This window comes from Chromobacterium indicum (genome assembly GCF_039708975.1).
GTDB classification, from domain to species: domain Bacteria; phylum Pseudomonadota; class Gammaproteobacteria; order Burkholderiales; family Chromobacteriaceae; genus Chromobacterium; species Chromobacterium piscinae.
Map to the genome: position 1 here is coordinate 1 of NZ_JAYFSJ010000017.1, position 25,971 is coordinate 25,971.

Consider the following 25,971-nt stretch of genomic DNA (forward strand, 5'->3'; position numbering starts at 1 on the left):
TCAGCGGCCGAGCAAACCAGGATCGCGCCGTCCATCTGAGCCGCGCCGGTGATCATGTTCTTCACATAGTCGGCGTGGCCCGGGCAGTCTACGTGAGCGTAGTGGCGGGCTTCGGTTTCGTATTCAACGTGCGCGGTATTGATGGTGATACCACGAGCCTTCTCTTCCGGCGCGCTATCGATCTGGGAGTAGTCCTTGGCTTCGCCACCGAACTTCTTGGACAGAATGGTGGTGATAGCAGCGGTCAGAGTGGTTTTACCATGGTCCACGTGACCGATGGTGCCGACGTTTACGTGCGGTTTGGTCCGCTCGAACTTTTCCTTAGCCATGGCAAATTTCCTGAATACGAAACAAGCAAATAAAATTAGTGGTGCCCATGGGCAGAATTGAACTGCCGACCTCTCCCTTACCAAGGGAGTGCTCTACCCCTGAGCTACATGGGCCCTTAAACAGGCTACAATCAGACGCTTGGAGCGGGTGAAGGGAATCGAACCCTCGTCGTAAGCTTGGAAGGCTTCTGCTCTACCATTGAGCTACACCCGCCTGGCTTTACAACAAGACAGCTTAACTTCACTGCCAAGCGCTTCATCTAATTCTGGTGGAGGGAGAAGGATTCGAACCTTCGAAGGCAGAGCCGTCAGATTTACAGTCTGATCCCTTTGACCGCTCGGGAATCCCTCCTGAAAGAGACCCGAATATTATAGATGGCCCGCCTGATCGTCAACACCTTTTGCGAAAAAAACTGCACTTTTTCGCCGAAAAATAAAAAACGCCCCGCAGGCCGCGGGGCATTCCATTTCGCATCAATAACTTAGCTCAATCAGGCCTTGCCCGAAATCTTCAGATATTTCTGGTGGAGCTCATCCTGGGTCTCCTCGCGGGACGGATCCAGGGGGATGCAATCGACCGGACAGACTTGCTGGCACTGCGGCTCGTCGTAGTGGCCTACGCACTGGGTGCACAATTCCGGGTCGATCTGGTAGATCTCCTCGCCTTGGGAGATCGCGTTGTTCGGACACTCCGGCTCACAGACGTCGCAGTTGATGCATTCGTCGGTAATCATCAAAGACATAGTAATTTCCTCAGGTATTCCACAACATGAATTCTGTCACCCGCCGCCCGGGGGAGCAAGTTCGCGCTGGTTATATCCATAGGCGCAAACTCCCCGCCGCGACGCTCCTATCCAGGCTGGCGGATCAATAGGCCGTAATGGACCATGCCCGCCTTGTCGCGCCGCAGCACCGTCAGACCTTCCGGCAACTCATCCGGCCATTGCCGCGCCTCGACATACAGCACGCCCTCTTCCGACAAGCGCTCCAGCGCCAGCGGCAGCGCCCGCGGCAGCAGGTCGGCGTCGTAAGGGGGATCCAGGAAGATCACATCGAAGGTTTCGCGGCTGTTCTTCAAATACAGCAGCGCGTCGCCGGCGACCACGTCGAGCGCGCCGGCCTGCAGCGACTGGCGGTTGGCCTGCAACGACTCATAGACTTTGCGCGACTTCTCCACCATCACCACCCGCCGCGCAGAACGCGATGCCGCTTCGAAGCCGAGAGCGCCGCTGCCGGCGAACAGATCCAGGCAGCTCTTGCCGTACAGATCCTGGCCCAGCCAGTTGAACAGCGTCTCGCGCACGCGGTCCGGCGTCGGCCGCAAGCCTTCGGCTTCAGGGAAGGGCAACAGGCGGCGACGGTAGTCGCCGCCTATGATTCTGACCTTATTACGTGTCTGACTCATGAAAGCTAAACTCTAGGGACAAGCGCGAGAGTTTAACCTGATCAGGACTTTAGCGCCTCATTCCCGCGCGCCGGGCGGCGAATCTGTCGCGCCGGCGGCGAAATTCGGCAACTATTCCTTATATATGTTTGCAGCGACGTCGCAGCTTTCCGCCCTCGCATCGCCAGCCGATTCGGTGCTCGGCGGCGTTTGAGGATACAATCTTAGCCATTTACCGCTTTTCTGGCCCATTCACGCATGTTTAGCTTCTTCAAGAAAAAGACCAAGCCGGCGGAAACGCCGCAAATCGAAATCCCGGCGCAGGCCGCGCCGGAACAAGCGCCCGCCTCGCCCGAGCACCATGCCCCAGCCGCGGAGCCTCAGCTCGACGCGATCCCGGCGATGGCAATAGACACGCCGGCCTCTCCCGAACCGGCCCCGGCGGCGCCGATTGCGGCCGCGCCCGACGCGCCGGTCGAAGAAGCGCCGACGCCGCTGAAGAAAATGAGCTGGACCGAGCGGCTGAAAGCCGGCCTGGCCAAGACCCGCGACCGACTGGGCAAGCAATTGGCCGGCCTGTTCGGCGGCGGCAAGATCGACGAAGACCTGTACGAAGAACTGGAAACGGTGCTGCTGACCGCCGACATGGGCATGGACGCCACCGTCCATCTGCTGCAGGACGTGCGCGAGCGCGTGTCGCTGAAGGGCCTGAAGGATTCGTCCGAGTTGAAGGGCGCGCTGAAGGATTCGCTGCAGGATCTGATCGGCCCGCTGGAAGTGCCGCTGAACGTGGAAGGCAAGAAGCCGTTCGTGATCATGATGACCGGCGTCAACGGCGCCGGCAAGACCACCTCCATCGGCAAGCTGGCCAAGTACTACCAGAGCCAGGGCAAGAGCGTGCTCCTGGCCGCCGGCGACACCTTCCGCGCCGCCGCGCGCGAGCAGCTGATCGCCTGGGGCGAGCGCAACAACGTCACCGTGATCGCGCAGCAGGGCGGTGATTCCGCAGCCGTCTGCTATGACGCGATCCAAGCCGCCGTCGCCCGCGGCATCGACATCGTGCTGGCCGACACCGCCGGCCGCCTGCCGACCCAGCTGCACCTGATGGAAGAGATCAAGAAGGTGAAACGCGTGATCCAGAAAGCGCTGCCGGACGCCCCGCACGAAGTGGTGCTGGTGCTGGACGCCAATATCGGCCAGAACACCGTCAGCCAGGTGAAGGCCTTCGACGACGCGCTGGGCCTGACCGGCCTGATCCTGACCAAGCTGGACGGCACCGCCAAGGGCGGCGTGATCGCCGCCATCGCCAAACAGCGGCCGATTCCGTTGCGTTTCGTCGGCGTCGGCGAGAGCATCGACGATCTGCGGCCGTTCGACAGCCGCGACTACATCGACGCGCTGTTCGAATAAGACCATGATTCGCGGCCGCAGGCGCGGCCGCCTTTTCTCAGCCAACAAGCGGGAAACTTCTCAATGATACAGTTCGACCAGGTCACCAAGCGCTATCCAGGCGGCAATGAAGCCCTGAAGAACCTGTCGTTCACCATAGAAACCGGCGAAATGGTGTTCCTCGCCGGCCACTCCGGCGCCGGCAAGTCCACCTTGCTGAAGCTAATCGCCGGCATCGAGCGCGCCACCAGCGGCGGCGTCATCGTCAATGGCCAGAATCTGTCCAAGCTGCGCGCAAGCCAGGTGCCCTACGTGCGCCAGCACCTGGGCATGGTGTTCCAGGACCACAAGATCCTGTTCGACCGCAGCGTGTTCGACAACGTGATGCTGCCGCTGGACATCATCGGCTTCGACCGCCGCGACGCCGCCAAGCGCGTGCGCGCGGCGCTGGACAAGGTGGGCCTGCTGCCCAAGGAAAAAATGATGCCGATCCGGCTGTCAGGCGGCGAGCAGCAACGGCTGTGCATCGCCCGCGCCGTGGTCCACCGCCCCAGCATCCTGCTGGCCGACGAGCCATCGGCCAACCTTGACCGCGCCTACGCGCTGGACATCATGGAGCTGTTCAAGTCCTTCCACCAGGTGGGCGTCACCGTGCTGATCTCCGCCCACGACGAAACGCTGATGGAAGATTACGGCCGCCGCATCATCCGCCTGAGGGAAGGACAGTTCGCCGCATGAAACACTTTCTCTATCTGAACTGGCAGAGCGCCAAGCAGGCGCTGGCCAAGATCGTCCGCCAGCCCTTCGGCAGCCTGCTGACCTTGTTGATGCTGGCGCTGGCCCTGGCCCTGCCGCTGTCGCTGTACCTCGCGGTCAACAGCGTGCAGGAATGGGTGGGCCGCCTGACCGCCACGCCGCAGATCACGCTGTTCATGGAGCAGACGGCCGAGCAGGCCGATATCGCCGCCGTCAACAGCACGCTGTCGCATCACCCCAAGGTGAAGAGCTTCTCCTTCGTCAGCAAAGGCCAGGCGTTGCAGGATCTTGAAAAACGCAACGGCCTGTCCGGCCTGTCCGACGGGCTGGAAGGCAACCCGCTGCCCGACGCCTTCGTGGTGACGCCGAAATCTCTCGAGCCGCGCGAACTGGACATGCTGCAGAAGGAGCTATCCGGCCTGCCGATGGTGGAGCTGGCGCAATTCGACGCCAGCTGGGCCAAGCGCCTGTACGGCATGGTGGAGATGGGCAAGAAGCTGACCTGGTTCCTGGCCGCCGCGCTGGGCCTGGCGCTGGTGCTGGTCACCCACAACGCGATCCGGATGCAGATACTGGCGCGCCAGGACGAGATCGCGGTGTCCAAACTGATCGGCGCCACCGACAGCTTCATTCGCCGCCCCTTCCTGTATCACGCGCTGTGGCAGGGCGTGCTGGCGGCGCTGCTGGCCTGGGGCCTGTCCTGCTGGCTGGCAGCGATGGCCAACCCTGCCATCAGCGAGTTCGCTATGCTGTACGGCGAACGGGTGGAGCTGCGCGCGCTGAACCTGCCCGAGCTGGCGGCGCTGATCGGCATCTCCGCCGCGCTGGCAATGCTGGGCGCGCGGCTGGCGGCCGATCACCACCTGCGCAAGGTAGAGCCGAAGTAAAAATGACAAGCGGAAGGTTTCAACTATCGGGCCGATTGTTAAATATCATTGACTCGGGAACCTTTCGCTGCTAGCACTCTCAATACTCGAGTGCTAACATAGCACTACCCAAGGAGGTAGCCATCGCAATGAACACAACATTTGCCCTTCCCGTCCCGTCGACCAGCGGCAGCCTGGAACAGTACATCCAGGCCGTCAACAGCGTGCCCATGCTGACGCCGGAGCAGGAAACCGAACTCGCGACCCGTTTCCAACAGGAAAACGACCTGGAAGCGGCGCGGCAGATGGTGCTGTCGCACCTGCGCGTGGTGGTGTCCGTGTCGCGCGGTTACGCCGGCTACGGCTTGCAGCAAGCCGACCTGATCCAGGAAGGCAATATCGGCCTGATGAAGGCGGTGAAGCGCTTCGAGCCGGGCCGCGGCGTGCGCCTGTTCTCGTTCGCCATCCACTGGATCAAGGCCGAGATCCACGAATTCATCCTGCGCAACTGGCGCCTGGTGCGCATCGCCACCACCAAGCCGCAGCGCAAGCTGTTCTTCAACCTTCGCAGCATGAAGAGCGGTTTCTCCGCGCTGTCCGAGCAGGAAGCCAAATCCATCGCCAATGACCTGGGCGTCAAGCCCGAGGAAGTGCGCGAAATGGAAATCCGCATGAACGGCCAGGACATCTCCCTGCTGGCCGACAGCGACGACGAGGACAGCTACGCGCCGATCGACTGGCTGGCCGACAGCCATAGCGAGCCGACCCGCGCTCTGGAGCGCCGCGCCTTCGACCATCTGCAGTCGGAAGGCCTGGAATACGCGCTGTCCACGCTGGACGCCCGCAGCCGCCGCATCGTCGAGGCGCGCTGGCTGGCCGACGACAGCGGCTCCACGCTGCATGAGCTGGCCGCCGAGTTCGGCGTGTCGGCCGAACGCATCCGCCAGATCGAGGCCAAGGCGCTGACCAAGATGAAGACCGCGCTCAGCGAAGGCGTGGTGCTGGATAACTGATCCCGCCGCCGGACGCGAAAAAACCGCTCGATGATTCGAGCGGTTTTTTTATTGTCCACCGCCGCCATCCGGCGGCGGGACAATTCACTCCTGCAACGTGCGGAACTTAGCCGGCAGCTTGTCGTAAGCCTCGCGGCTGATCTTGCGCAGCGGTTCCCATTCCTGGTTCTGATCGCCCAGCGTCTCCAGAAATTGGCCGGCATAGGTCGGGAACGAGGCCAGCGTGGTGCGCAGCGTCTGCTCAGCCTTGGCCCGCTCGCCAGCCAGGATCTCCAGCTGGGCCCGCTTCAGCATCACATCGGGATAAGGACGGAATTCCGTCAGCCGGTCTTCCAGCGCCAGCTTTTGCTTCAGATTGTCCCGGTTCACCGGCAGATAATCATCCAGCGTGTACAGCGCGTGGTAGGCGAACAAGGGCTTGGTTTCGACGATCTCGACCAGGCGCTCGGCGCGGACCTTGTCCTTGGACGCGTTGCCGGTCGGCACGTACAGGTTCACCAGCTCCCAGAACATGGAAGAGGTGCTGATCGACAGCCAGCCCACCCACACCAGCGCCGCCAACAGCGGCAAACGCAGCGGCCAGGCCAGCGGGCGCTCGCCGCGCGGCGCCATCGCCATGAACATCACCAGCATCGCCAGGAAATAGTAGTACCACAGCGGATACTCCAACATGCTGTGGGTCAGCGTCACTGCGATGCAACCCAGCGCCAGCACGCCTTCCGGCTCGGCCTTGCGGCGGAAGAAGGGCAGCACCGTCCAGATGAAGCCGACGACAATCAGCGCGGTGACCGCGCCGCCCATCTCGGCCAGCAGCTGCATCAGCAGATTGTGCGCGTTGGTGAACAAGCCGCTGTTGTAGCCCGCCGCGGCGAACTGCGGCAACGGCTGCAGACGCACGCTTTCCGCCGCGTACTGCGACCAGCCCACGCCCCACAGCGGATGCGCCTGGAAGGTCATCCAGGCCTTGTGCATCTCGGCGAAGCGGCGCGCGCCCATATCGTCGCCATTGGCCGCCAGCCGCGCGATGCCGGACGCGTTCTCGACATCGGAGTGGGTCAACAGCGAGATCAGGTGGTTGAACAGCGGCAGCGCGAACTGGGCGGCCAGAATCGTGCCGGAAGCGGCCCACATCGCCAGCATCATCCGGCGCGACGCCTCGTCGCGGCTGCGCCAGTGCCACAAGCCGGCCAGCGCCGACAGCGCAACCAGATAGAGCAGAATGGTGCGCGAGCCCGCCCAGCCCAGCATCAGCGCCATCCACAGCACCAGGGCGACCAGCCAGCCGCGCCCCAGGCGGCCTACGGCGAACAGGTAGACACCGGACACCACCGACCACATCAGGTAATGGGCGTACTGGTTGCGCTGGCCGATGTGGCCGAAGATATTGCTGGTGGGATGGGAGCCGTCATAGAACAGCCCCAGCGCCGGCGCCAGGCCGGTCAGCTGGGCGGTGCCAATCAGCGACTGCACCAAGCCGCCCACGATGATAGCCCGCGCCAGCCACACCGCGAACTCCCGGTCGCCTAGGGCGCCGCGCAACGACGCGGTGACCGAGGCCAGCAATGCCGTCGCCAGCCAGGCCAGCGCGGTGACGTAGCTCATGCCGGGGAACAGCAGATGGACGAACTGCGGCTGCAGCGCCCAGGCGCCGGCCAAGGCCAGGCACAGCCAGCCGGCGCGCGGCATCGAATCGAACAGCCGCGCGCCGGGCAGCAGAAACACGCCGGCGGCCAACAGCAGCCAGATCACATTGATCTCGCCGAACCACTGCGGCAGCGGCACGAAGTGGACGCGGGAAGCGAAGGGCACGATGGCGATCAGGCACAGGGCCAGCAGCGCCAGGCGCTCGGAAATCTTCTGAAAAGTCATGGCAGATCAGATGTCGAGAAGCAGGAAGCGGGCAGCATACCGCATGCGCCGCCCCGGCAAAACCCATCAAGTGTGTCCGCGCGTTACAAAGCTCAGAACAGCGTCTTGCGCGTGACCGGCGACGCGACGGTCATCACCGCGGCTACCCGGCCGGCCTCCGTACCTGAGCCATGGCGGTCATATTCCATTGCCGCTTTTTGGGCCATGTGGATCAAAGGCTGCAATGCCGGCTCCCCTCTTCCCCGCAAAAAAAGAGCGACCTTCGGCGTTTCGTCAGGAAAGTTAGCGATCAGCAAAGCCATTGCCTGCTTCGCCTCTTGATCCTTGCCCATGATCAGCCTTTGCATCGCAAGCTTAAGCAGCACCTCGGGGAAAGGCTGGCTCCTGGCCAACTCGTCCAGAAAACTGATACGAGCTTCTGCCATATCGTTTGAAGCATCAATATAATTCGACAGAATAAATTTCGCGCTGTCGTTCCACCAAGGAATGAGCATCACTTTTTGTAGATATGCGACTCTGCGCTGATTTTCTTCGAAACTAATACTGGGATGGTTGTAACGCACCAGATTCTGAAAAATCCAAACCCCGGAAACCATATAAACCAGCACCCCCCCCCCCGCAGCCACCCCAACCCATCTCAACAAACTTGTTTCCAATCGTGCATGAATCAAAGGGCAAGGCGCCCTAGCGCAAACAATGACCAACATCGCCAAAAATGGCAGATACCACAAGGGGAATTCAAATAAGCTGTGCCCCAATATCATGAATACAATAGCAATTAAAAACAAGTGCTCTGGCGCTTGCTGCTCTTTAAAAAAATAAGGCAATAAGCAAAAAAACAAACCGGTCATCACGATGAGCGTGCCTATCAGCCCGGTCTCCGCCAGCAATTGGAATATTAAGTTGTGACAGTGAGTGAACAACCAATTTTCCGGCGCCTTCGGCAAGCCGCCAGTCAACTCCAACCATTGCGCTTGATAAGCATATCCGCCAACACCATAACCCGTCCAAGGATGATCCTGGAACATGCTCCAAGCCTTGCTCCACTCGATTCGCCGCCGCAAGCCGAAACCATCGCCCAGCATCCTTTCCGCACCGCTTGACGTGCCGAAATACCAGCCCAATGCATGCATCTCCCTGACCAGCAGCCCATTGAACAGCTGCCACATAGCCAATGCCAGCAAGGCGAACGCCAACATCACCACCATCTTCGCCACCCGTTCATCCGAACGAGCGCGCCGGTACCAAAACCAACCAAGCACAGCCATGATCAATCCATAAGCCAAAACCAGCCGAGAGCCGGACCAGGTCATCAACATGGTCAACAGCAGCATGCTTACGGCACTAAGTACTCTGGACAGGCGCCCCATACCGTACAGATAGCAACAAGCCATGATGCTCCAACCCAAATATTCCCCGTAATGATTGCGCTGCGCTAAATTACCGATAGGGACTGATGGATTGAGTGGATCATAAATGATGAAACCATGCAGATAAGGCGCCCCTCCCCCAAGCTGTATCAAACCAATTACACACTGTAATAAGCCACCGCCTAACAATGCCCAGGCAAGCGTGCTCAATGCCGAATCTTGTCTAAGCCAGTGCCCTACACACAAGCTGAGAAGAAACATCATCGCCAATACACTCCCCCATTGGATCACCGCGGTGTAATTTCCTCTCCACGCGCCAGAGACGACAACCCATAACAGGAAAATCAGCAGAAAAATGCTTGAGCGGGGAATCGCCAGACTCTCCATACGCAGGCGAAAAAACCAACACGCCGCCATGCCAATGCCCAATACCACCAGCGCATGGGTCCACCAATCCTGCAATGGGCTATAACGGGCATAATTAAGAAAGGGAGCGACAAACAGCAAGATCCAAAACAGGGAGATCGGGAGTTTTTTCATTATGGGCATAGAATCAAAAAGAGGCGCCTATGCGCCTCTTGTCATGACAATGCAATCGCGGTTATACGCGGCAATTGGAGGGTACCCAATTAGCCGATAGCTGATTAGCGGATGCAATAGCAATCGCATTCGAAGCGACCGTGGAACTCCCGGTATAAGTGCAAGCCCAAGTCACAGAGCCGGTACCCGCGCTAGGGACGAGCTCAAGCAAAGCGCCATTTGAGACCGCAGCGGTAAATGTAACCTGGATAACACCATTCGCCAATACCGATACCTGACTGACTGACGGCCCTGCAATCGAAGTCGGAGCGGCAAGCCCATAAGTGGTATTAAAAGGCGCCGTACCACTGGCATATGAGCCCTGCGATGCATAGTACTCCGCGACTGCCGTTTGCGCCGAGGCGGCCAACGACAAACCCTCCGACACCCGCGCGCGCTTGGTGTAATCCTGATAAGCCGGAATCGCGATCGCGGCCAAAATGCCGACGATGGCCACCACTATCATCAGTTCGATCAGGGTAAAGCCCCGCTGCCGATGCTGTTTCTTCATGTTGAACTCCCAGTTTGAGCCAAGCTTAGCCAAAGTGGAGGGCGGCGCGTTGCCTCATCCCTCCTTCCCATCTTCAAAGGTCGCGGGTTTGCCCCGTCATGTTGTACCGAAACCGACCAGCACGAAACATGCCAGCCCTGCGGAAGGCCGGCCATCGACGCCGATCCGGGCACAGCCTTGTCAGCATAGGTCAGAAACTGCCGTTTTTCGTCACACGGACTGCCCGTTCGGACTGTGCTAGCATCGCTTTCCCACCCGGATACACAGGAACCGCCTCATGAGCAACCAAGCCTGGCTGGAGCGCAGTTTCGCCGCCGTCTGGCATCCCTGCACCCAGATGAAGCGCCATGAGCGGCTGCCCATCGTTCCCATCGCCAGCGCGGACGGCGTCTGGCTGACCGATTTCGACGGCAAGCGCTACCTGGACGGCGTCAGCTCCTGGTGGGTGAATTTGTTCGGCCACGGCCACCCGCAGATCAAGCAGGCGGTGCGTGAGCAGTTGGACCGGCTGGAACATGTGATGCTGGCCGGCTTCACCCACCGCCCGGTGGTCGAGCTGTCCGAGCGCCTGGCCAAACTATCCGGCCTCGGCCATGCCTTCTACGGCTCCGATGGCGCCAGCGCCACCGAAATCGCGCTGAAGATGAGCTTTCATTACTGGAAAAATCTCGACCGGCCGCAGAAGAGCCGTTTCGTCAGCCTGGAAAACAGCTACCACGGCGAAACCGTCGGCGCGCTGGCGGTCACCGACGTGCCGCTGTTCTCGTCCACCTACGCCGAGCTGCTGAAGCCCGGCCTGCGCGCGCCCAGCCCGGACGCCCGGCAAGCGGGGCCTGGCGAAAGCGCGGCCGATGTCGCGCTGCGCGCTGTCCGCTCGATGGAAAACCTGCTGGCCAAGCATGGCGGCGAGATCGCGGCGGTGATCGTCGAGCCGCTGATCCAGGGAGCGGCAGGCATGGCGATGTACCATCCCGTCTACCTGACTGAGCTGCGCCGGCTGTGCGACCGCTACCAGGTGCATCTGATCGCGGACGAAATCGCCGTCGGCTTCGGCCGCAGCGGCAGTTTCTTCGCCTATCAGCAAGCCGGCGTCACGCCGGACTTCCTATGCCTGTCCAAGGGCATCACCGGCGGCTTCCTGCCCTTGTCCTGCGTGCTGACCCGGGACGAAATCTACCAGGCCTTCTACCACGACGACGTGACGCGCGGCTTCCTGCACTCGCACAGCTACACCGGCAACGCGCTGGCTTGCGCGGCGGCGCTGGCGGTGCTGGACATCTTCGAAGACGAAAACGTGCTGGAGGCCAACCGGCTCAAGGCAGCCGATTTCACTGAACGGATGCGCCCGTTGATCGACCGCCCCGAAATCCGCCACTTCCGCCATCAGGGGATGATCTGGGCCTTCGATGTCGAAACGTCGCGCGCGGACTTTGCATTGGCTTATTTTTCGGCCATGCTGAAACGCGGATGCCTGTTGCGGCCGATAGGAAAGTCGGTCTACTTCATGCCCCCGTACACGCTGAAACCCGAGGAGATGGACTGGCTGGTAGCGGCCGGCGTCGATGCGCTGGACGAGGTGCTGGCAGGAGAAAGCGCCGGCGGCGACGCAACCCCGCTGCCCTGAGCGCTTCCGGCCCTCCCCCTCCCTTCCGCAGCGCCCGCCTCGGAGCCTCGCCCGAATGCCGCCACTCGTCTTGCCGAAGAAGGATATGGACCCGCAACTCGTCGACACCCAGCCTGCCAGCGTCGCCGCCTGGCTGGAGCGCTTGCCTTACACCGACCTGGCCGAATGCGGCAAGCTGCTGGGCCAGGGCCTCCACCAGCTGGGCCGCGTCCCGATGGACCCCATGCAGCGCTACAAGCTGCTCAAGCTCTATCTGAAAGCGCTGGATCGTTACTACCCGTTGCTGGAGAACGATGCCCAGCACGGCGACGCGGTCGCCTCCCCCAAGATGCGGCTGCTGGCTGCGATCAGCGTCAAGCTGTTCGCCAACCTGTTCCTGGCCTTCAAGCAGACGCTCAACGAGAAGCTGGCCCGCCAAGCGCTGCTGGAGCGCGAGCAGCCCAAACAGGAACTGTTGCTGTACACGATGATGGCCGCGCGCCAATACCTGAACATCAGCCAGCAAAACTATTACCCTCTCCCCGGCGGCTTCTGGCTGGACTGCCATCAGTTGTACGGTCTGGCGCTGCAGCGCGGCTGGCAGGACAAATCACTAGCCGGCGACGACACGCTGGCCGTCATCTATCGCCAGTTGCTGCTGCTGGGGCTCACCGCCACCAACCGGCTGTCGGCCAGCGACATGCAGCTGGCCCGCCAACTGGCCTACGATCTGGCCAAGCAGGTGGAGCTGCTGCCGCTGGCGCGTTTGCCGGAAGGCCGCCAAGGCTATGTGCTGGATCTGCGGGAAGACGCCCCGCCTCGCTATCTCCCCGCCCGGCCGTCTCCATCCCAGCCCGATTGCTTTCTCCTCGAGCTGTCCGGCGCGCTGGCCTCGATGCGGAAAAGCCTGGCCCAGCTGCGCAAGACCGCCAGCGGCAGCGCCTCTCCCATGCTGAACGACGAAGTGCGGCTGCTCAGCGGCCTGGCGGAGGAATGGCAGCGTCCGCGGCGCCGGCGGCACAACCGGGAAGGCGCGCACGCGCAAGCCGAGGTCACCGCAGGCGTCGCCGCCATCTGGCACCGCGTAAACGGCGGCAGTTGGCAGCCGGCCGGCGCGGATCCCGACGAGGACGGCTCCCATCTGCGCCCGCCTCCCGCTTCCAGCCTGTTGACCATCGCCAACCGCAGCGAATCCGGCTACCTGCTGCGCGGCCAGCCGCTGGAGCAGCCGCTGCGCGCCGGGGAAGTCCTGCTGCTGAGCCTGGCCGGCGAAGCCCGGCTGTGCGCGGTGCGTTGGGTGCTGATGCAGCCGGCAGGCGCGGAAGTGGAATGCGGCGTGGAGATCCTGGGAGCGCAGCCGCAACCGGTTCGGGCCATGCCCAGCATCACCCACAGCGGCGACAGCTTCCAGCGCGGCCTGAGGCTGCCCGCCAGCGCGGATGCCCCGGCTCTGCTGCTGTTGCCGGGCCATCCCTTCAGCCAGTTGCGCGAGTTCAGGCTGCGCGATGAAAACGGCGAGCAACTGGTCCGCGTCGCCAAGCTGCACCAGCAATCGCCGCATTTTCAGCTGATGGAATACCGCCCCAGCGAGCAATTTTGACCTGGCGCAAGCCCCGGGCTTTTTCGGGTACACTGCCCTCTCTATAATTATTGGCTTTCATAGAGAGGTCCGTTGATGCACTCGGTGATTCACGCTTCCGACCGTATCGTGGTCAAAGTAGGCTCCAGCCTGGTAACCAACGATGGCAGGGGGCTGGACCTGAACGCCCTGGCGCGCTGGGCGGAAGAAGTGGCCGAACTCAAACGCCGCGGCAAGCAAGTGGTGCTGGTTTCCAGCGGCGCCATCGCCGAAGGCTGCCAGCGCTTGGGCTGGACAGTGCGCCCCAAAGGCGTGCACGAGCTGCAGGCCGCCGCCGCCGTCGGCCAGATGGGCCTGTGCCAGGCCTATGAGAGCGCCTTCCGCTCCTTCGGCCTGCGCACCGCGCAGATCCTGCTCACTCACGAAGACCTGGCCGACCGCACCCGCTACCTGAACGCCCGCTCGACGCTGACCAGCCTGCTCAATCTGAACGTGGTGCCGATCATCAACGAGAACGACACTGTGGTCACCAGCGAGATCCGCTTCGGCGACAACGACACCCTGGGCGCGCTGGTCACCAACCTGATCGAAGCCGACGCGCTGGTGATCCTGACCGACCAGAAAGGCCTGTACAGCGCCGATCCGCGCAAGCACCCCGACGCCGAATTCATCCACCAGGCCGAAGCCGGCGATGAACGCCTGGAAGAGATGGCCGGCGGCGCCGGCTCCAGCGTCGGCACCGGCGGCATGATCACCAAGATCCTGGCCGCCAAGCGCGCCGCCCGCAGCGGCGCCGCCACCGTGATCGCCAGCGGCCGCGAGCCCCATGTGCTGTCGCGCCTGGCCGACGGCGAGTCCATCGGCACCCAGCTGGTCGCCGCCACCAACCGCATGGCCGCGCGCAAGCAATGGCTGGCCGACCACCTGAAGCTGGCCGGCCGCCTGCTGCTGGACGATGGCGCGGCGCTGGCGATCCGCGAGCGCGGCACCAGCCTGCTGCCGGTGGGCGTCAGCGCGGTGGAAGGCGACTTCCTGCGCGGCGAGGCAGTGGCCTGCGTCGACGCATCCGGCAATGAGGTGGCGCGCGGCCTGGTCAACTACAGCTCGGACGAGGCGCGCCAGATCATGCGCAAGAGCACGCGCGAGATCGAAACCGCGCTCGGCTACATCGTGGAGCCGGAATTGATCCACCGCGACAATATGGTGGCGCTCTGACATCGCCCGGCATGTAGCAAACGGTTTTCCCGACCCCTGCCCGGCAGGGGTTAGTTTTTGCAATACCAAAATAATTGGCAAGGATTTTCCGTATATGAACAAGATCGCCCTGGCCGCCTTGTTGGCGGTGGCCTGCGGTTCGGCCACAGCCGCAGACGTGCTGCACATCTACAACTGGAACAACGCGCTGTCGCCGGACACCGCCAAGCGCTTCGAGCAGTCGTGCAAGTGCAGGCTGGTGCAGGACTATTATGGCGACAACGAAGAGATGCTGGCCAAACTGGCCGCCGGGGCCAAGGGCTACGACATGGTGTTTCCCACCGCCTTCGCGGTGAACACGCTGCTGAAGCAGGGCAAGCTGCAGCCGCTGGACAAGAGCAAGCTGCCCAACTGGAAGAACCTGAACAGCGGCTACCTGGCGCTGAACCAGCCCTTCGACCCGGGCAACCGTCACGCCGCGCCCACCGTGGTGTCGCTGACGCTGATCGGCTACAACGCCACCCAGTTGAAGAAGGCCGGCGTCGAAGGCAAGGCCAACAGCTGGGCTCTGGTATTCGATCCGACCGTGCTGGCCAAGATCAAGGGCAAGGTCACCGTGCTGGACAGCCAGCGCGAACTGATGGCCGCCGCGCTGATATATCTGGGCAAGGATGCCAATTCCGCCAATCCGGCCGACTGGAAGGCCGCCGCGGACACCATCCGCAAGGCCAAGCCGTACTGGGCCGCCTTCAATAACCAGAGCTATATCAAGGAGCTGACCGTCGGCAACATCTGGGTGGCGCTGGGCTATTCCAACGACCTGTTCCAGGCGCAGCAGGACGCGAAGAGCGCCAAACGGCCGTTCGAGCTCGCCTACCGCCCGCAGCGGGAAGGCAATGTGCTGGCCATCGACAATATGACCATCCTGAAGGACGCGCCGCGCCCGGACCTGGCGCACAAGTTCATCAACTTCATGCTGGACGGCAAGAACGCGTCGGAGATCTCCAACCAGATCGGCGCCACCAACCCGGTCAAGGCGGCCGAGGCCTTCTTCAAGCCGCAGATCAAGGCCAACCCGGTGATCATGCTGGACCCGTCCAAGGGCAAATACGTGGCGCTGAAAGATCTGGACGTGAAATCCCGCCGCGAGCTGAACCGCCTGTGGTCGCAGGTGAAGATCGGCAGCTGAGCGCCCGCTCCATCAAAAACGCCGGCTTTCCGCCGGCGTTTTTCATTCATGCGCCACCGACACCCGCGGCCAGCGCTCGCGGTAGCGCTTGTCGGCCACCCGGCGGCGATAAATCTCCGCGCTGGCCCTGGCCGGATTTCGGCGCACCGCCATGCCGAACAGGTCGTCCAGCCGAGCGGCGCGATGATGCGCAGGCTGTCGTCTTCGTCACTCGTCGCCATGCTGGCGCGGACCCGACTCCTCGCGGCGGTACTCCACCGCGCGCATGATCGCGTAAGCCAGCATCGCGCACAGGAAAAACAGCAGCACCACCCAGGCGATGGATTGCAAGGTGCTGATGAAGGCCTGGAACAGTTCCAGCAGCCAGCGCTCGCCGCTCAGCTGCAGTTGGGAAGTGCCCTTGCCCGGCGCGGGCGGCAGGTATTGCTGCAGCGACCATTGGCGCACGCCGCCGGAAATGCCGCTGACCACGATGGCGAAGAACACGTACTTGCGCCAGGCGTCGGCCAGGTCCTGGCCCAGCGTGCGGCTGAGTATCTTGCCGACGGCGGGGTCGAAGAAACGGGCGGCGGCGGCGGCGGTAACCACCACCACGATCAGGATGGTGGTGAACAACACGTAGAACATGATGGCTTGCTCGATCAAGGAATACTGTCATTGTACGCGCTTTGCATGCTCGCCACCCGGCCAGCCTTTGCGCGCCGACAAACGCGGCCCCCTTCTGCCGCATCCGGGATGCGAAAACGGCCCCGAAGGGCCGCTCAACGAATCATGGGCAGGGCGTCAGACATCCTTCGCCGGCAGGCCGAAATGCAGATAGGCCTGGGCGGTGGCCATCCGCCCGCGCGGCGTGCGCTGCAGATAACCCTGCTGGATCAGGAAGGGTTCGATCACGTCCTCGATGGTGTCGGTGGATTCGCCTATCGCGGCGGCGACGTTGTCCAGCCCAACCGGGCCGCCGGAAAACTTCTCCAGAATGGCCTGCAGCAGCTTGCGGTCCATCACGTCCAGGCCGGCCGGATCGACGTCCAGCATCGCCAGCGCGGCGTCGGCCACCGCTACCGTCACCACGCCGTCGGACTTCACCTCGGCGTAGTCGCGCACTCGGCGCAGCAGGCGGTTGGCGATCCGCGGCGTGCCGCGCGAGCGCTTGGCCACCTCGAAGGCGCCGTCGTCGGACAGCTGCACATTGAGCAGGCCGGCCGAGCGGCTGACGATGCGGGTCAGCTCCTCGGCGTTGTAGAACTCCAGCCTAGCGACGATGCCGAAGCGGTCGCGCAGCGGATTGGTCAGCATGCCGGCGCGGGTGGTGGCGCCCACCAGCGTGAACGGCGGCAGGTCGATCTTGACCGACCGCGCCGCCGGCCCCTCGCCTATCATGATATCGATCTGGTAGTCCTCCAGCGCCGGGTAGAGGATTTCCTCCACCACCGGGGACAGGCGGTGGATTTCGTCGATGAACAGCACGTCGTGCGGTTCCAGATTGGTCAACAGCGCCGCCAGATCGCCGGCGCGCTCCAGCACCGGGCCGGAGGTCTGGCGCAGATTGACACCCATCTCGCGCGCGACGATGTGGGCCAGCGTGGTCTTGCCCAGGCCCGGCGGGCCGAACAGCAGCACGTGGTCCAGCGCCTCGCCGCGCTTCTTCGCCGCCTCGATGAAGATCTCCAGTTGCTCGCGCGCTTTCTTCTGGCCGACGTACTCGTCCAAGAGCTTGGGCCGCAGCGCGCGCTCCAGCGCCTCTTCCTGATCGGACGCGCGTTGCGGGGTGACGATGCGGCGCTCCGGCGCGGCGCCGAAAAGCTTGTCGGTTTCTATCATCGGGGACTCTTGAAAGATGAATCTTGCTGCCGACATTCTAACACCGCGCTATACTCGCCGCTGGCCGCGCTGTGCGGCCAACGTCTTCGGGGCGGGGTGAAATTCCCCACCGGCGGTATGGCGCGCAAGCGCCGAGCCCGCGAGCGCCTTCGCCGCACGGCGAAGGGTCAGCAGATCTGGTGAAATGCCAGAGCCGACGGTCATAGTCCGGATGAAAGAAGACGACGCCAGTAGTCCGTCCGCGCCCGCGGTTGGAAAACTGTGTCGTATCCGCGCGTTTATTGCGCCGGATAGCCGCACGCTATCCGCTTCACGCCCACGGGACGTGTTTCTCAATCCATTATTTGAGGACCGTTTCCATGAACGCCCACACCGATATCCTTTCCCTGCGCGTCCACGCCGCGCTTGACGCCTTGCGCCGCGGCCTGCCCGTCATCGTCGCCGACGACGCCGACCGCGAAAACGAGGCCGATCTGATCCTTGCCGCCGACACGCTCACCGTGCCGGAAATGGCGCGGATGATCCGCGACGGCAGCGGCATCGTCTGCCTGTGCGTCACGCCCGAGCGGGCCGAGCGGCTGCAGTTGCCGCCGATGGCCGCCGAAAACGGCAGCCGCTACGGCACCGCCTTCACCGTCGCCATCGAGGCGGCCGAGGGCGTCACCACCGGCGTGTCCGCCGCCGACCGCGTCACCACCATGCGCGCCGCCATCCATCCCGACGCCAAACCCAGCGATCTGGTGCGACCCGGCCACGTCTATCCCATCGTCGCCCGCGCTGGCGGCGTGCGCGAGCGCCGCGGCCACACCGAAGCCTCGGTGGAGCTGGCGCGGCTGGCCGGCTTCAGCCCGGCCGGCGTGCTGTGCGAGCTGATGAATCCGGACGGCACCATGATGCGCGGCCAGCAGGTGCAGGATTACGCCGAGCGCCATGGCCTGCCGCAATTGTCGGTCGCCGAGCTGGCCGACTGGCTGCAGCGCGAACAGGCTTGAGGAGGCGCGACATGTTCACCGGCATCACCCAGGCCATCGGCCGCATCGCCGCCATCGAAGAAGGCGAGGCCAGCCGCCGCGTCGCCATCGACTTCCCGGACGGCTTCTGCGCCGGCCTCGTCCAGGGCTGCAGCGTGTCCGTCAACGGCGCCTGCCTGACGGTGGCCGCGCCGCCGCGGGGCGACCGCGCCGAGTTCGACCTGATCCTGCCGACGCTGGTCACCAGCACGCTGGCCTCATGCCGCGTCGGCGATGAGGTCAACGCCGAGCGCGCGCTGCGCGACGGCGCCGAAATCGGCGGCCACGCGCTGTCCGGCCACGTCGACTATCAAGCCACCGTCGAGCAGCGCAAGGAATACGGCGACAATCTGTGCCTGCGCCTGTCGGTGCCCGCCGGCGCGCTGCGCTACCTGTTCGCCAAAGGCTACGCGGCGCTGGACGGCGTCAGCCTGACCATCGCCGACATCGACAAGCAGGCCGGCTGGATCGAGGTATGGCTGATCCCGGAAACCCGCCGCGCCACCTCGCTCGGCGCCAAGCGGCCCGGCAGCCGGCTGAACCTGGAGATCGAGCGCGACACCCAGGTGCTGGTCGACACCATGCGCGAGGCGCTGGAAGACAAGCTGGCCGCGCTGATGCCGCTGCTAGCGCCCAGACTGGAGGAGCTGGCGCCCGCGCTGTTGCCGGCCGCCCGCCACCGCCACGCGCTGGCCGCGCGCTGAGCGCGGACCGGCGGCCGCGAACCAATCGGCCGCCGGCCTGTCTGCTGAACAGGGGCGCATCCGAGCCCCTGTTTTCTTTATCGCCGACTCCATGCTCCGCTTCATCTCCTTCCGCGGCCTGCTGCTGGCCGGCTTTCTCGGCGTCGCGCTGATCCCCGCCGCGGCGCTGGTGCAGCTGCGCCACGAGCTGGGCCTGGCCGCCGACAGCGCCCAGCTTCACCAGCGCCAAGCCCAGCGCTGGCAGGACATCACGCGCCTGTCGCAGGAGCAGGCGGTGCAATTCGAGCGCGCCAGCCGCCAGGCGGCCATCCTGCGCGACCGCAAGCTCAACGAGACCGCCAGCCAGGCGAGCGGCGAGCTGCAGCGCGCCCAGCGGACGCTGCGGCAAGACGCGCCCGCCGAGGCGGTGCCCGGCATCGACAACGTTTTTTCCCTAGCCGCGCAACTGCAAAAGCTTCCCGCCAATCGCCGCCAGCAGCGCGACGCGCTGTTCCGCCAACTGAACCGCGTGCTGGATCAGCAGCAGCAGACGCTCGCCCTGGCCGGCGAAAAGCGGCAGGCCAGCTGGCGGGACGACATCGAACGGATGCGGCTGCAGGCCAACCGCCTGGCCTGGCTGGCGCTGGCCGCCGCCGTGCTGCTGGCCTTGATCGTCACCCTGCTGATCCACGCTCCGCTGCGCGGCCTGCAGCGCCGCATCGCCCGGCTGGCCGGCGGCGCCCGGCAGCTGAACTGGCGCCAGGCCGGACCCGCCGACCTGCAGCGCCTGGGCCGGGAGCTGGAACAGCTGGACCTGCGGCTGGTTGAGCTGGAACAGCAGAAAACCCGTTTCTTCCGCCAGGTGTCGCATGAGCTGAAGACGCCGCTGGCGTCGATACACGAGGCCGCCGCGCTATTGAAGGAGCAGGTGGCCGGCCCGCTCAATCCGCAGCAACGCCACATCGTCGACATCCTGGGCAACAACGCGCTGACGCTGCGCCAGCGGGTGGAGGCGCTGCTGAAGCAGGACGCCGGCCTCTGGCTGTCCACCACGCTGAACGTTTCCGCCTTTCCGCTGCGCCAGTTGCTGGAGGCCAGGCTGGCCAGCTGCCAGCCGCTGTGGCAGGCCAAACGGCTGGAGGTGGCGCTGGACGGCGCGCCCGGCGCAGTGCGCGGCGACCCGTCCAAGGTGGAGACCATCGTCGACAATCTCTTGCTCAACGCCATCCGCCACAGCCCTCCCGGCGGGCGGCTGACGCTGCGCTGCGGCCGCGAACGCGGCCAGGCCTGGCTGGAAGTGGCCGACCAGGGACCCGGCGTGCCCGTCGCGCTGCGCGACAAGATATTCGAACCTTTCTGGAGCGGACCCGCGCCCGACGGCGAACGCCCCGGCAGCGGCCTCGGCCTGACCATGGCGCGCGGCTACGCGCAGCTGATGGGCGGCGAGCTGCGGCTGCTGGACGACGGCCCCGGCGCGCGCTTCCGCCTCCACTGGCCTGAACCGGAGCCGATATGAGTCCATCCGTTTTCCCGCGGCGCTGGCTGCCGCTAATGCTGCTGCCGCTGCTCGCGGCCTGCGCCGGCGTCCCCCCGCCCAACCCGCCGATACGCTACTGCCCGGGCAGCGACGCGCTGCTGATCGCGCTGGACTGGCCGGACGAAGCCGTGCGCCAGCGCTGGCAAGCCTATGAAGCCTGCGACAGCTACCGCCTGCTGCGCGCCCTGCGCGCCAACCGCGGCGATCCTGGCCGCCTGGCCACCGAGCTGGACAAGTTGCTGGCCGACAAGAGCCTGTCGCCGGCCAGCGCCGCGTTGGCCCGGCTGCAGCTGCGCCAGGCCCAGGCCCAGTTCCGGCTGCAGGACCAAAGCGACCGCCAGCAGCAGCAATTGCGCGACCAGCAAAAACGCATCGACGACCAGGCCGCCAAGCTGGACGCGCTGCGCCGCCTGGAGCTGGATCTGCCCAAACCCAACGGCCTCAGCGGAGGAAGCAAGCGATGAACGCCCCCGCCCGCATCGTCCTGGTGGACGACGATCCCGATCTGCTGTGCCTGGTCAAGCTGCGGCTGGAGGCCGCCGGCCACGAAGTGGAGGCGCTGGCCAGCGCCGAAGCCGCGCTGGCGGCGATGGCCGCCCGCCGCGCCGACCTGCTGCTGACCGACTGGCGGCTGCCGGGCATGGACGGCCTGCAGCTGTTCGAAACCGCGCGCCGCCGCTATCCGACGCTGCCGGTCATCCTGTTCACCGCCCACGGCACCGTGCCGGACGCGGTGGAAGCGGTCAGCCGCGGCGTGTTCTGCTATCTGGAAAAACCGTTCGACGGCCAATTGCTGCTGGACAAGGTGGCGCAGGGCCTGACGCTGTCGGCGGGCGACGGCGCCGCCGGCGACGGCTGGCGCGCCGGCATCGTCAGCCGCGGCCCGGCGATGGAGGAGCTGCTGAGCGAGGCCCGGATGGTGGCCGCCACTGACGCCAGCGTGCTGCTGCAGGGCGAGAGCGGCAGCGGCAAGGAAGTGCTGGCGCGGGCCATCCACCAGGCCAGCCGCCGCGCCGGCCGGCCCTTCGTCGCCGTCAATTGCGGCGCGATTCCGGAAAACCTGCTGGAGAGCGAGCTGTTCGGCCATGAAAAAGGCGCTTTCACCGGTGCCTCCGCCCGCCACGAGGGCCTGATCCGCCAGGCCGACGGCGGCACGCTGTTTCTGGACGAGATCGGCGACATGCCGCTGCCGCTGCAGGTCAAGCTGCTGCGGGTGCTGCAAGACCGGGAAGTGCGGCCGGTGGGCGCCAGCCGGCCGCTGCCGGTGGATATCCGGCTGCTGTCGGCCACCCACCGCGACCTGCCGGCCCGCATCGCCGATGGCCAATTCCGCGAAGACCTGTATTACCGACTGAACGTGGTGGCGCTGACGCTGCCGCCGCTGGCCGAGAGGCGCGAAGACATCCCGCTGTTGGCCCAGCATTTCCTGCAACAGGTGGCGGCCCGCTACGGCAAGACAGTGACAGGCTTCGCGCCGGACGCCCTCGCCTTCCTCGCCGCCGCGCGCTGGCCGGGCAATATCCGCCAGTTGGCCAATGTGGTGGAGCAGTGCTGCGTGCTGGCCACCGGCCCGCTGCTGACCCTGGCCCAGGTGGAAAAGGCGGTGGCCGGCGAGTCCCGCGCCATCCCCACGCTGGCAGAAGCCCGCCGCGAGTTCGAGCGCGACTACCTGGAACGGCTGCTGCGCCTGACCGGCGGCAACGTCAGCGACGCCGCCCGGCTGGCCGACCGCAACCGCACCGAATTCTACCGGCTGTTGCAGAAACACGAGCTGCACGCCGCCGCGTTCAAGGACGACTGAATGCCTGTCGCCAAACAGCGACAGCAGCAAGCCATTGATTGGCATGGATTTTCCAACACGCGGCTGGATCGCTGTCGCCGAACGGCGACAAATCAGGCCCCCTGGACCGGCGCCTTCCCCGCCGCAAACCATCAAACAACTGATAAATAAGGAAAAACAAGCGCTGGCACGGCGCTTGCTGTATCGGGAGCCAAGCGCGATTGGCCGCAAGGCGCTGCGGAACAGACGGCTCGGCGGAAATGCTTCCCCGCCGACACCATCCCGGAACGCCGGCCAAACGCAACGACCTCACCCAGTCCTAGGAGACTCATCATGCGCAAGACCCTGATCATCGCCAGCCTGATTCCCGCCCTGTACGCCGGCGCCGGCATCGCAGCGGAAACCAAGCAGACCGCCAGCTCGCCGGCGCAGGAACAAGCGGTTCAACAACACGCCGCCGCCACTCCCGCAGACGCGGAACTGGGCCGCCAGATCAACGAAATCGTCGCCAAGTCCGCCGCGCAGCTGGGCGCCAAGGTCGAGGCTCAAGTCAACAACGGCGACGTGGTGCTGAACGGCACCGCGCCGAACCAGGACGTGGTCTCCCGCATCGCCGAGGAAGTGGCTCGCGTGCCGGGCGTGAAGAGCGTGCGCAGCCAGGTCAACCTGCTGCCCGCCGGCTAAGTCAGATTTCGCCGTTCGTCTTGGACGGCAACCGTCCCGCATCCGTTTGCCCGCCGAAAGGCGGGCTTTTTTTCGCCCGCTCAACGCCACAACGCCGTTTCGGTCTCCGCCGGCGTCATGTAGCGGCCGATCAGCCTGCGCATGGTGCCGTCCCGGTTCATCTTGTCCACCAGCGCCTGCCACTGGCCGATGTCCTGCTCGGAGAATGTCCGCTTGGTGAACACGATGCCGCGCGGGCTGGGCGCGGAAACCTTGTCCCAATCGGCCACCCGCACGCTGTCTTCCAGATTGAATTCGCGCAGTTTCTGGCGATAGACCATGGGCGTGGAGAAAATGCCGGCCACGCGGTTCTGTCCCAGCAAACGATACAGGCTGTCCTCTTCCGGCACTTCCACCACCCGGCCCTTCGCCGCCAGCTGCGCCACCAGCGGATCGTAATAAGCGCTGGTGCTGTAGCTGCGGACAACGGCCCAACGCCACGGGGCCCCGGCCTGGATGAAATCGTCCATCGAATCGATGGCCGCCGGCAGCTTGGGCGACAGCAACACGTACTGTTTGAGCTGGATGTAGTTGAGAAACCAATAGACGCGATCACGCTCGGGGGTGGCGATGGCCGACAGCGTGATGTCCAGCCTGCCGGCCTCCAGCTCGCGCCAGATGCGGGCACGCGGCATCACCTCGTATTCGAAGCGGCAGCCGCTGCGGCGGCGCAGCTCTTCGGCGACATCCCAGTCCAGCCCGTTGCGGTCGGTGTAGAACAGGCCGATGCGGTAGAAGGCCAACCGTATCGGATGCGGCGGGCAATGCAAGGGAGAGGCGAAGGCCGGCATGCCGCCCAGGCCGATTCCCAGCGCAACCGCAGCCACGCACCGCCTCCTCATGCCCTCGCCCTCCCGTCGACGCGGCCTTGGGCGGCCGCATCGGCAGTATAGGCGTCAGACCTTCATCAAGCTCTTCAGGGCCAGGCGCACGCCTTCGCTGACCGTAACGTCGGACGGCAGGCTCTTGGTGGCCGCCGCCGCTTCTTTCTCGTTGTAGCCGAGCGCCAGCAGCGCGTTGACGATGTCGCTCTTCTCGTCCGGCGTGGCGGCGAAAGCCAGGCCGCCCGGCACCGTCAGGTTGCCGCCGGTGGCGAGCTTGCCGCGCAGCTCCAGCACCAGCCGTTCGGCGGTCTTCTTACCGATGCCCGGCACCGCCGACAAGCGCTTGATGTCCTCGCTGGCCACCGCGATCGCCAGTTCGTCGGCGGTCATGCCGGACAGGATCGCCAACGCGATCTTGGCGCCGATGCCGGTCACCTTGATCAGCTGGCGGAAGGTCTGCCGCTCCTCCTTGCTGGCGAAGCCGTACAGCAAATGGGCGTCCTCGCGCACCGCCAGGTGGGTGAACAAGGTGCAGGGCTGGCCCAGCGCCGGCAACTGGTAGAAGGTGGTCATCGGCACGTCCACTTCATAGCCGACGCCGTTCACGTCCACCACCACTTGCGGCGGCAATTTTTCGATCAGTTTTCCGGAAAGACGTCCGATCATCTTGGCATTCTCGCAATCAGGCCCGCGCCGGACTGGCGCGGCTGCCGGCATTATCCCACAAGCCGCGCCCGCGCCCACCTGGCTCGCCAGAGGATCCACCCAACGGTGAAACCCCATCGCTGCCTGTCTTCGATATATCCAGACAAGCTATTCAAATATTTAAAAGTAACTACGCTTAAAATAAATAAAACCCGGACTATTTTCTGGAGCGCGCCGGTGAATATTAACAAGATGGCTATTTCATTTTATGCCATATCGCCCAGCGCCTGATATTCAGCCGATTTCGCGGCCACCTGCTCAATATTCAAACAAAAACAAAATCAAACGTCATTCCAAAAGCAAGCACCCATGCAAACCCTGCCATTCCACAATCGCCTCAGCTGGGCATAATGAATCGGCAAGGCCACATTAATGAGAGTCAAGAATATCAACACTGGAAATATCAGCCCAAACTTGCTGGGATCAGTTTTGACAGCGTCCATAAAGCCGCCTTGACTCCCCATCGACAAGGAATGCATCCGTGAAGAAACTGCTTGCCGTTTCATGCCTGTCGGCATTGTCCCATTTTGCCGTCGCCGCGCCGTTTTCGCCGCAGGAAACCAATTACATCAAGCTGGATTTTCAAAACCAGAATGGCAGCCGCAATATCTGCGGCGGCTCTCTGGTGGGCAAGGATCTGGTGCTGACCGCCTCGCACTGCATCCTGGACAATTGGGCCGGCGTCACCGCCTATTACGGCCGTAATTTCGAGAACCAGGCCAGCGCCCGGCGCGACAACGCCCAGCCCAACTGGATCAAGTTCGACCATCACGGCGTGGCCGTCGATCTGGCCTTGCTCAAGCTGTCCCAGCCCATCGCCGGCCGCAACGGCGCCAAGATCGTCCCGGTAGTGGCCCAGGAAGACTGCGCCAGCGGCATCGGCGCGATGCAGGCGCAGCGCCGCATGGACGATCAGGGCTATCAACTGGGGCAAAGCCTGATGCAGGTCAGCGTCGCCAACATCGTCCGCCAGGGCCCGTCGCCGCTGGCCAACGGCGTCTCCCTGCTGGCCAACGGCAATGTCGGCCGCGGCGGCGACTCCGGCAGCCCGCTGCTGTCGCCGCAAGGCGTGCAAGTGGGGGTGTACAACGGCAACGCCGGCAATGTTTCCGCCTTCGCCGCGCTGTGCAAGTACGCCAGCAATATCCAGGCATGGTCGGAAACGCTCAGCCCGGGCGGCAGCCAGACGCCGCCTCCCGGCGACTGGGTGTGGCCGACGGAACGGCGGCGCTGAGGATTCCAGAAACGGCAAAAGCG

General features: G+C 64.2%; 26 protein-coding genes, 3 tRNA genes and 1 riboswitch. Of the genes, 15 read left to right on the forward strand and 14 right to left on the reverse strand.

Going from position 1 to position 25,971, the window contains the following annotated elements; translation table 11 throughout:
• The 6 genes from VA599_RS19895 to rsmD form a co-directional block, all read right to left on the reverse strand.
• On the reverse strand, positions 1 to 329 hold a 329-nt coding region (locus tag VA599_RS19895), incomplete at its 3' end, for a GTP-binding protein (protein WP_346790242.1).
• A 39-nt stretch (positions 330 to 368) separates the two neighbouring features.
• A tRNA-Thr gene (locus tag VA599_RS19900) sits at positions 369 to 443 on the reverse strand.
• Positions 444 to 469: 26 nt separating this feature from the next.
• Positions 470 to 543: transfer RNA gene (locus VA599_RS19905), tRNA-Gly, on the reverse strand.
• Positions 544 to 596: 53 nt separating this feature from the next.
• Positions 597 to 681 (reverse strand) — tRNA-Tyr (locus VA599_RS19910).
• A 139-nt stretch (positions 682 to 820) separates the two neighbouring features.
• A complete protein-coding gene (locus VA599_RS19915) occupies positions 821 to 1,072 on the reverse strand; it encodes a YfhL family 4Fe-4S dicluster ferredoxin (RefSeq protein ID WP_021478148.1) in 252 nt (83 codons plus the stop codon).
• A 107-nt stretch (positions 1,073 to 1,179) separates the two neighbouring features.
• A complete protein-coding gene (rsmD, locus tag VA599_RS19920) occupies positions 1,180 to 1,734 on the reverse strand; it encodes a 16S rRNA (guanine(966)-N(2))-methyltransferase RsmD (protein ID WP_346790243.1) in 555 nt (184 codons plus the stop codon).
• A 237-nt stretch (positions 1,735 to 1,971) separates the two neighbouring features.
• On the opposite strand from rsmD, the gene ftsY reads away from it, so the two are divergent.
• From ftsY to rpoH, 4 genes are all read left to right on the forward strand, one after another.
• Positions 1,972 to 3,123, forward strand: coding sequence for a signal recognition particle-docking protein FtsY (ftsY, locus tag VA599_RS19925; RefSeq protein WP_346790245.1), 1,152 nt, complete (start codon positions 1,972 to 1,974; stop codon positions 3,121 to 3,123).
• 63 nt (positions 3,124 to 3,186) lie between these two features.
• The gene (ftsE, locus tag VA599_RS19930) at positions 3,187 to 3,840 is read left to right on the forward strand and encodes a cell division ATP-binding protein FtsE (RefSeq protein WP_011137750.1); all 654 of its coding nucleotides are present in this window, start codon (positions 3,187 to 3,189) and stop codon (positions 3,838 to 3,840) included.
• Entirely contained in the window at positions 3,837 to 4,745 is a 909-nt protein-coding gene (gene ftsX, locus VA599_RS19935; protein WP_046158084.1) for a permease-like cell division protein FtsX, read from the forward strand. Before ftsE ends, ftsX begins: the two co-directional genes overlap by 4 nt.
• A 128-nt stretch (positions 4,746 to 4,873) precedes the next feature.
• Positions 4,874 to 5,737, forward strand: a complete 864-nt coding sequence (gene rpoH / locus VA599_RS19940) for an RNA polymerase sigma factor RpoH (RefSeq protein WP_021478152.1) — start codon at positions 4,874 to 4,876, stop codon at positions 5,735 to 5,737.
• A gap of 84 nt (positions 5,738 to 5,821) precedes the next feature.
• Here the strand turns inward: rpoH and VA599_RS19945 are convergent, their stop codons facing one another.
• The 3 genes from VA599_RS19945 to VA599_RS19955 all read right to left on the reverse strand — a co-directional run bounded on the left by VA599_RS19945 (position 5,822) and on the right by VA599_RS19955 (position 10,066).
• Positions 5,822 to 7,606, reverse strand: a complete 1,785-nt coding sequence (locus VA599_RS19945) for a PglL family O-oligosaccharyltransferase (RefSeq protein WP_346790248.1) — start codon at positions 7,604 to 7,606, stop codon at positions 5,822 to 5,824.
• 92 nt (positions 7,607 to 7,698) lie between these two features.
• A complete protein-coding gene (locus tag VA599_RS19950; protein WP_346790249.1) occupies positions 7,699 to 9,516 on the reverse strand; it encodes a PglL family O-oligosaccharyltransferase in 1,818 nt (605 codons plus the stop codon).
• A gap of 61 nt (positions 9,517 to 9,577) precedes the next feature.
• Complete coding sequence (locus VA599_RS19955; protein WP_346790251.1) at positions 9,578 to 10,066, reverse strand: pilin; 489 nt, start codon at positions 10,064 to 10,066, stop codon at positions 9,578 to 9,580.
• Positions 10,067 to 10,343: 277 nt separating this feature from the next.
• Between VA599_RS19955 and VA599_RS19960 the strand changes: the two genes are divergently transcribed.
• The 4 genes from VA599_RS19960 to VA599_RS19975 all read left to right on the forward strand — a co-directional run bounded on the left by VA599_RS19960 (position 10,344) and on the right by VA599_RS19975 (position 15,631).
• Positions 10,344 to 11,690: an adenosylmethionine--8-amino-7-oxononanoate transaminase gene (locus VA599_RS19960; protein ID WP_346790253.1), complete on the forward strand. Its 1,347-nt coding sequence runs from the start codon at positions 10,344 to 10,346 to the stop codon at positions 11,688 to 11,690.
• Between the two features lie 85 nt (positions 11,691 to 11,775).
• Positions 11,776 to 13,269 carry a hypothetical protein gene (locus VA599_RS19965; protein ID WP_021478157.1) on the forward strand — a complete coding sequence of 498 codons (1,494 nt, stop codon included), beginning with the start codon at positions 11,776 to 11,778 and terminating at the stop codon, positions 13,267 to 13,269.
• Positions 13,270 to 13,344: 75 nt separating this feature from the next.
• The gene (proB, locus tag VA599_RS19970; RefSeq protein ID WP_021478158.1) at positions 13,345 to 14,463 is read left to right on the forward strand and encodes a glutamate 5-kinase; all 1,119 of its coding nucleotides are present in this window, start codon (positions 13,345 to 13,347) and stop codon (positions 14,461 to 14,463) included.
• Positions 14,464 to 14,557: 94 nt separating this feature from the next.
• Positions 14,558 to 15,631, forward strand: coding sequence for an ABC transporter substrate-binding protein (locus VA599_RS19975; protein WP_346790256.1), 1,074 nt, complete (start codon positions 14,558 to 14,560; stop codon positions 15,629 to 15,631).
• Positions 15,632 to 15,673: 42 nt separating this feature from the next.
• On the opposite strand, the gene VA599_RS24205 is transcribed toward VA599_RS19975, so the two are convergent.
• The 3 genes from VA599_RS24205 to ruvB all read right to left on the reverse strand — a co-directional run bounded on the left by VA599_RS24205 (position 15,674) and on the right by ruvB (position 17,452).
• On the reverse strand, positions 15,674 to 15,784 hold the full coding sequence (locus VA599_RS24205; RefSeq protein WP_429838916.1) for a hypothetical protein: 111 nt from the start codon (positions 15,782 to 15,784) through the stop codon (positions 15,674 to 15,676).
• 54 nt (positions 15,785 to 15,838) lie between these two features.
• Entirely contained in the window at positions 15,839 to 16,258 is a 420-nt protein-coding gene (locus VA599_RS19980) for a hypothetical protein (protein ID WP_031296709.1), read from the reverse strand.
• A gap of 156 nt (positions 16,259 to 16,414) precedes the next feature.
• Positions 16,415 to 17,452 (reverse strand): Holliday junction branch migration DNA helicase RuvB, encoded by a 1,038-nt coding sequence (ruvB, locus tag VA599_RS19985; RefSeq protein ID WP_046166906.1) that lies wholly within the window; start codon positions 17,450 to 17,452, stop codon positions 16,415 to 16,417.
• A gap of 78 nt (positions 17,453 to 17,530) precedes the next feature.
• Positions 17,531 to 17,679, forward strand: a riboswitch (FMN riboswitch).
• A gap of 132 nt (positions 17,680 to 17,811) precedes the next feature.
• Here ruvB and ribB point away from each other — a divergent pair.
• The 6 genes from ribB (at position 17,812) to VA599_RS20015 (ending at position 23,146) form a co-directional block, all read left to right on the forward strand.
• The gene (gene ribB / locus VA599_RS19990) at positions 17,812 to 18,444 is read left to right on the forward strand and encodes a 3,4-dihydroxy-2-butanone-4-phosphate synthase (protein ID WP_021478163.1); all 633 of its coding nucleotides are present in this window, start codon (positions 17,812 to 17,814) and stop codon (positions 18,442 to 18,444) included.
• A gap of 11 nt (positions 18,445 to 18,455) precedes the next feature.
• Positions 18,456 to 19,166: a riboflavin synthase subunit alpha gene (locus tag VA599_RS19995; RefSeq protein ID WP_346790259.1), complete on the forward strand. Its 711-nt coding sequence runs from the start codon at positions 18,456 to 18,458 to the stop codon at positions 19,164 to 19,166.
• A gap of 91 nt (positions 19,167 to 19,257) precedes the next feature.
• Entirely contained in the window at positions 19,258 to 20,661 is a 1,404-nt protein-coding gene (locus VA599_RS20000) for an ATP-binding protein (protein ID WP_346790260.1), read from the forward strand.
• Positions 20,658 to 21,146 carry a hypothetical protein gene (locus VA599_RS20005; RefSeq protein WP_346790262.1) on the forward strand — a complete coding sequence of 163 codons (489 nt, stop codon included), beginning with the start codon at positions 20,658 to 20,660 and terminating at the stop codon, positions 21,144 to 21,146. Before VA599_RS20000 ends, VA599_RS20005 begins: the two co-directional genes overlap by 4 nt.
• A complete protein-coding gene (locus VA599_RS20010) occupies positions 21,143 to 22,483 on the forward strand; it encodes a sigma 54-interacting transcriptional regulator (RefSeq protein WP_346790264.1) in 1,341 nt (446 codons plus the stop codon). Before VA599_RS20005 ends, VA599_RS20010 begins: the two co-directional genes overlap by 4 nt.
• A 312-nt stretch (positions 22,484 to 22,795) precedes the next feature.
• Complete coding sequence (locus VA599_RS20015) at positions 22,796 to 23,146, forward strand: BON domain-containing protein (RefSeq protein WP_021477444.1); 351 nt, start codon at positions 22,796 to 22,798, stop codon at positions 23,144 to 23,146.
• A gap of 80 nt (positions 23,147 to 23,226) precedes the next feature.
• On the opposite strand, the gene VA599_RS20020 is transcribed toward VA599_RS20015, so the two are convergent.
• Together VA599_RS20020 and ruvA are read right to left on the reverse strand one after the other, a co-directional pair.
• The gene (locus VA599_RS20020; RefSeq protein WP_346790266.1) at positions 23,227 to 24,012 is read right to left on the reverse strand and encodes a substrate-binding periplasmic protein; all 786 of its coding nucleotides are present in this window, start codon (positions 24,010 to 24,012) and stop codon (positions 23,227 to 23,229) included.
• Positions 24,013 to 24,081: 69 nt separating this feature from the next.
• A complete protein-coding gene (gene ruvA, locus VA599_RS20025) occupies positions 24,082 to 24,675 on the reverse strand; it encodes a Holliday junction branch migration protein RuvA (protein ID WP_021477442.1) in 594 nt (197 codons plus the stop codon).
• A 520-nt stretch (positions 24,676 to 25,195) separates the two neighbouring features.
• Here ruvA and VA599_RS20030 point away from each other — a divergent pair.
• Positions 25,196 to 25,948 carry a trypsin-like serine protease gene (locus tag VA599_RS20030; protein WP_346790268.1) on the forward strand — a complete coding sequence of 251 codons (753 nt, stop codon included), beginning with the start codon at positions 25,196 to 25,198 and terminating at the stop codon, positions 25,946 to 25,948.
• Positions 25,949 to 25,971 lie beyond the last annotated feature (23 nt).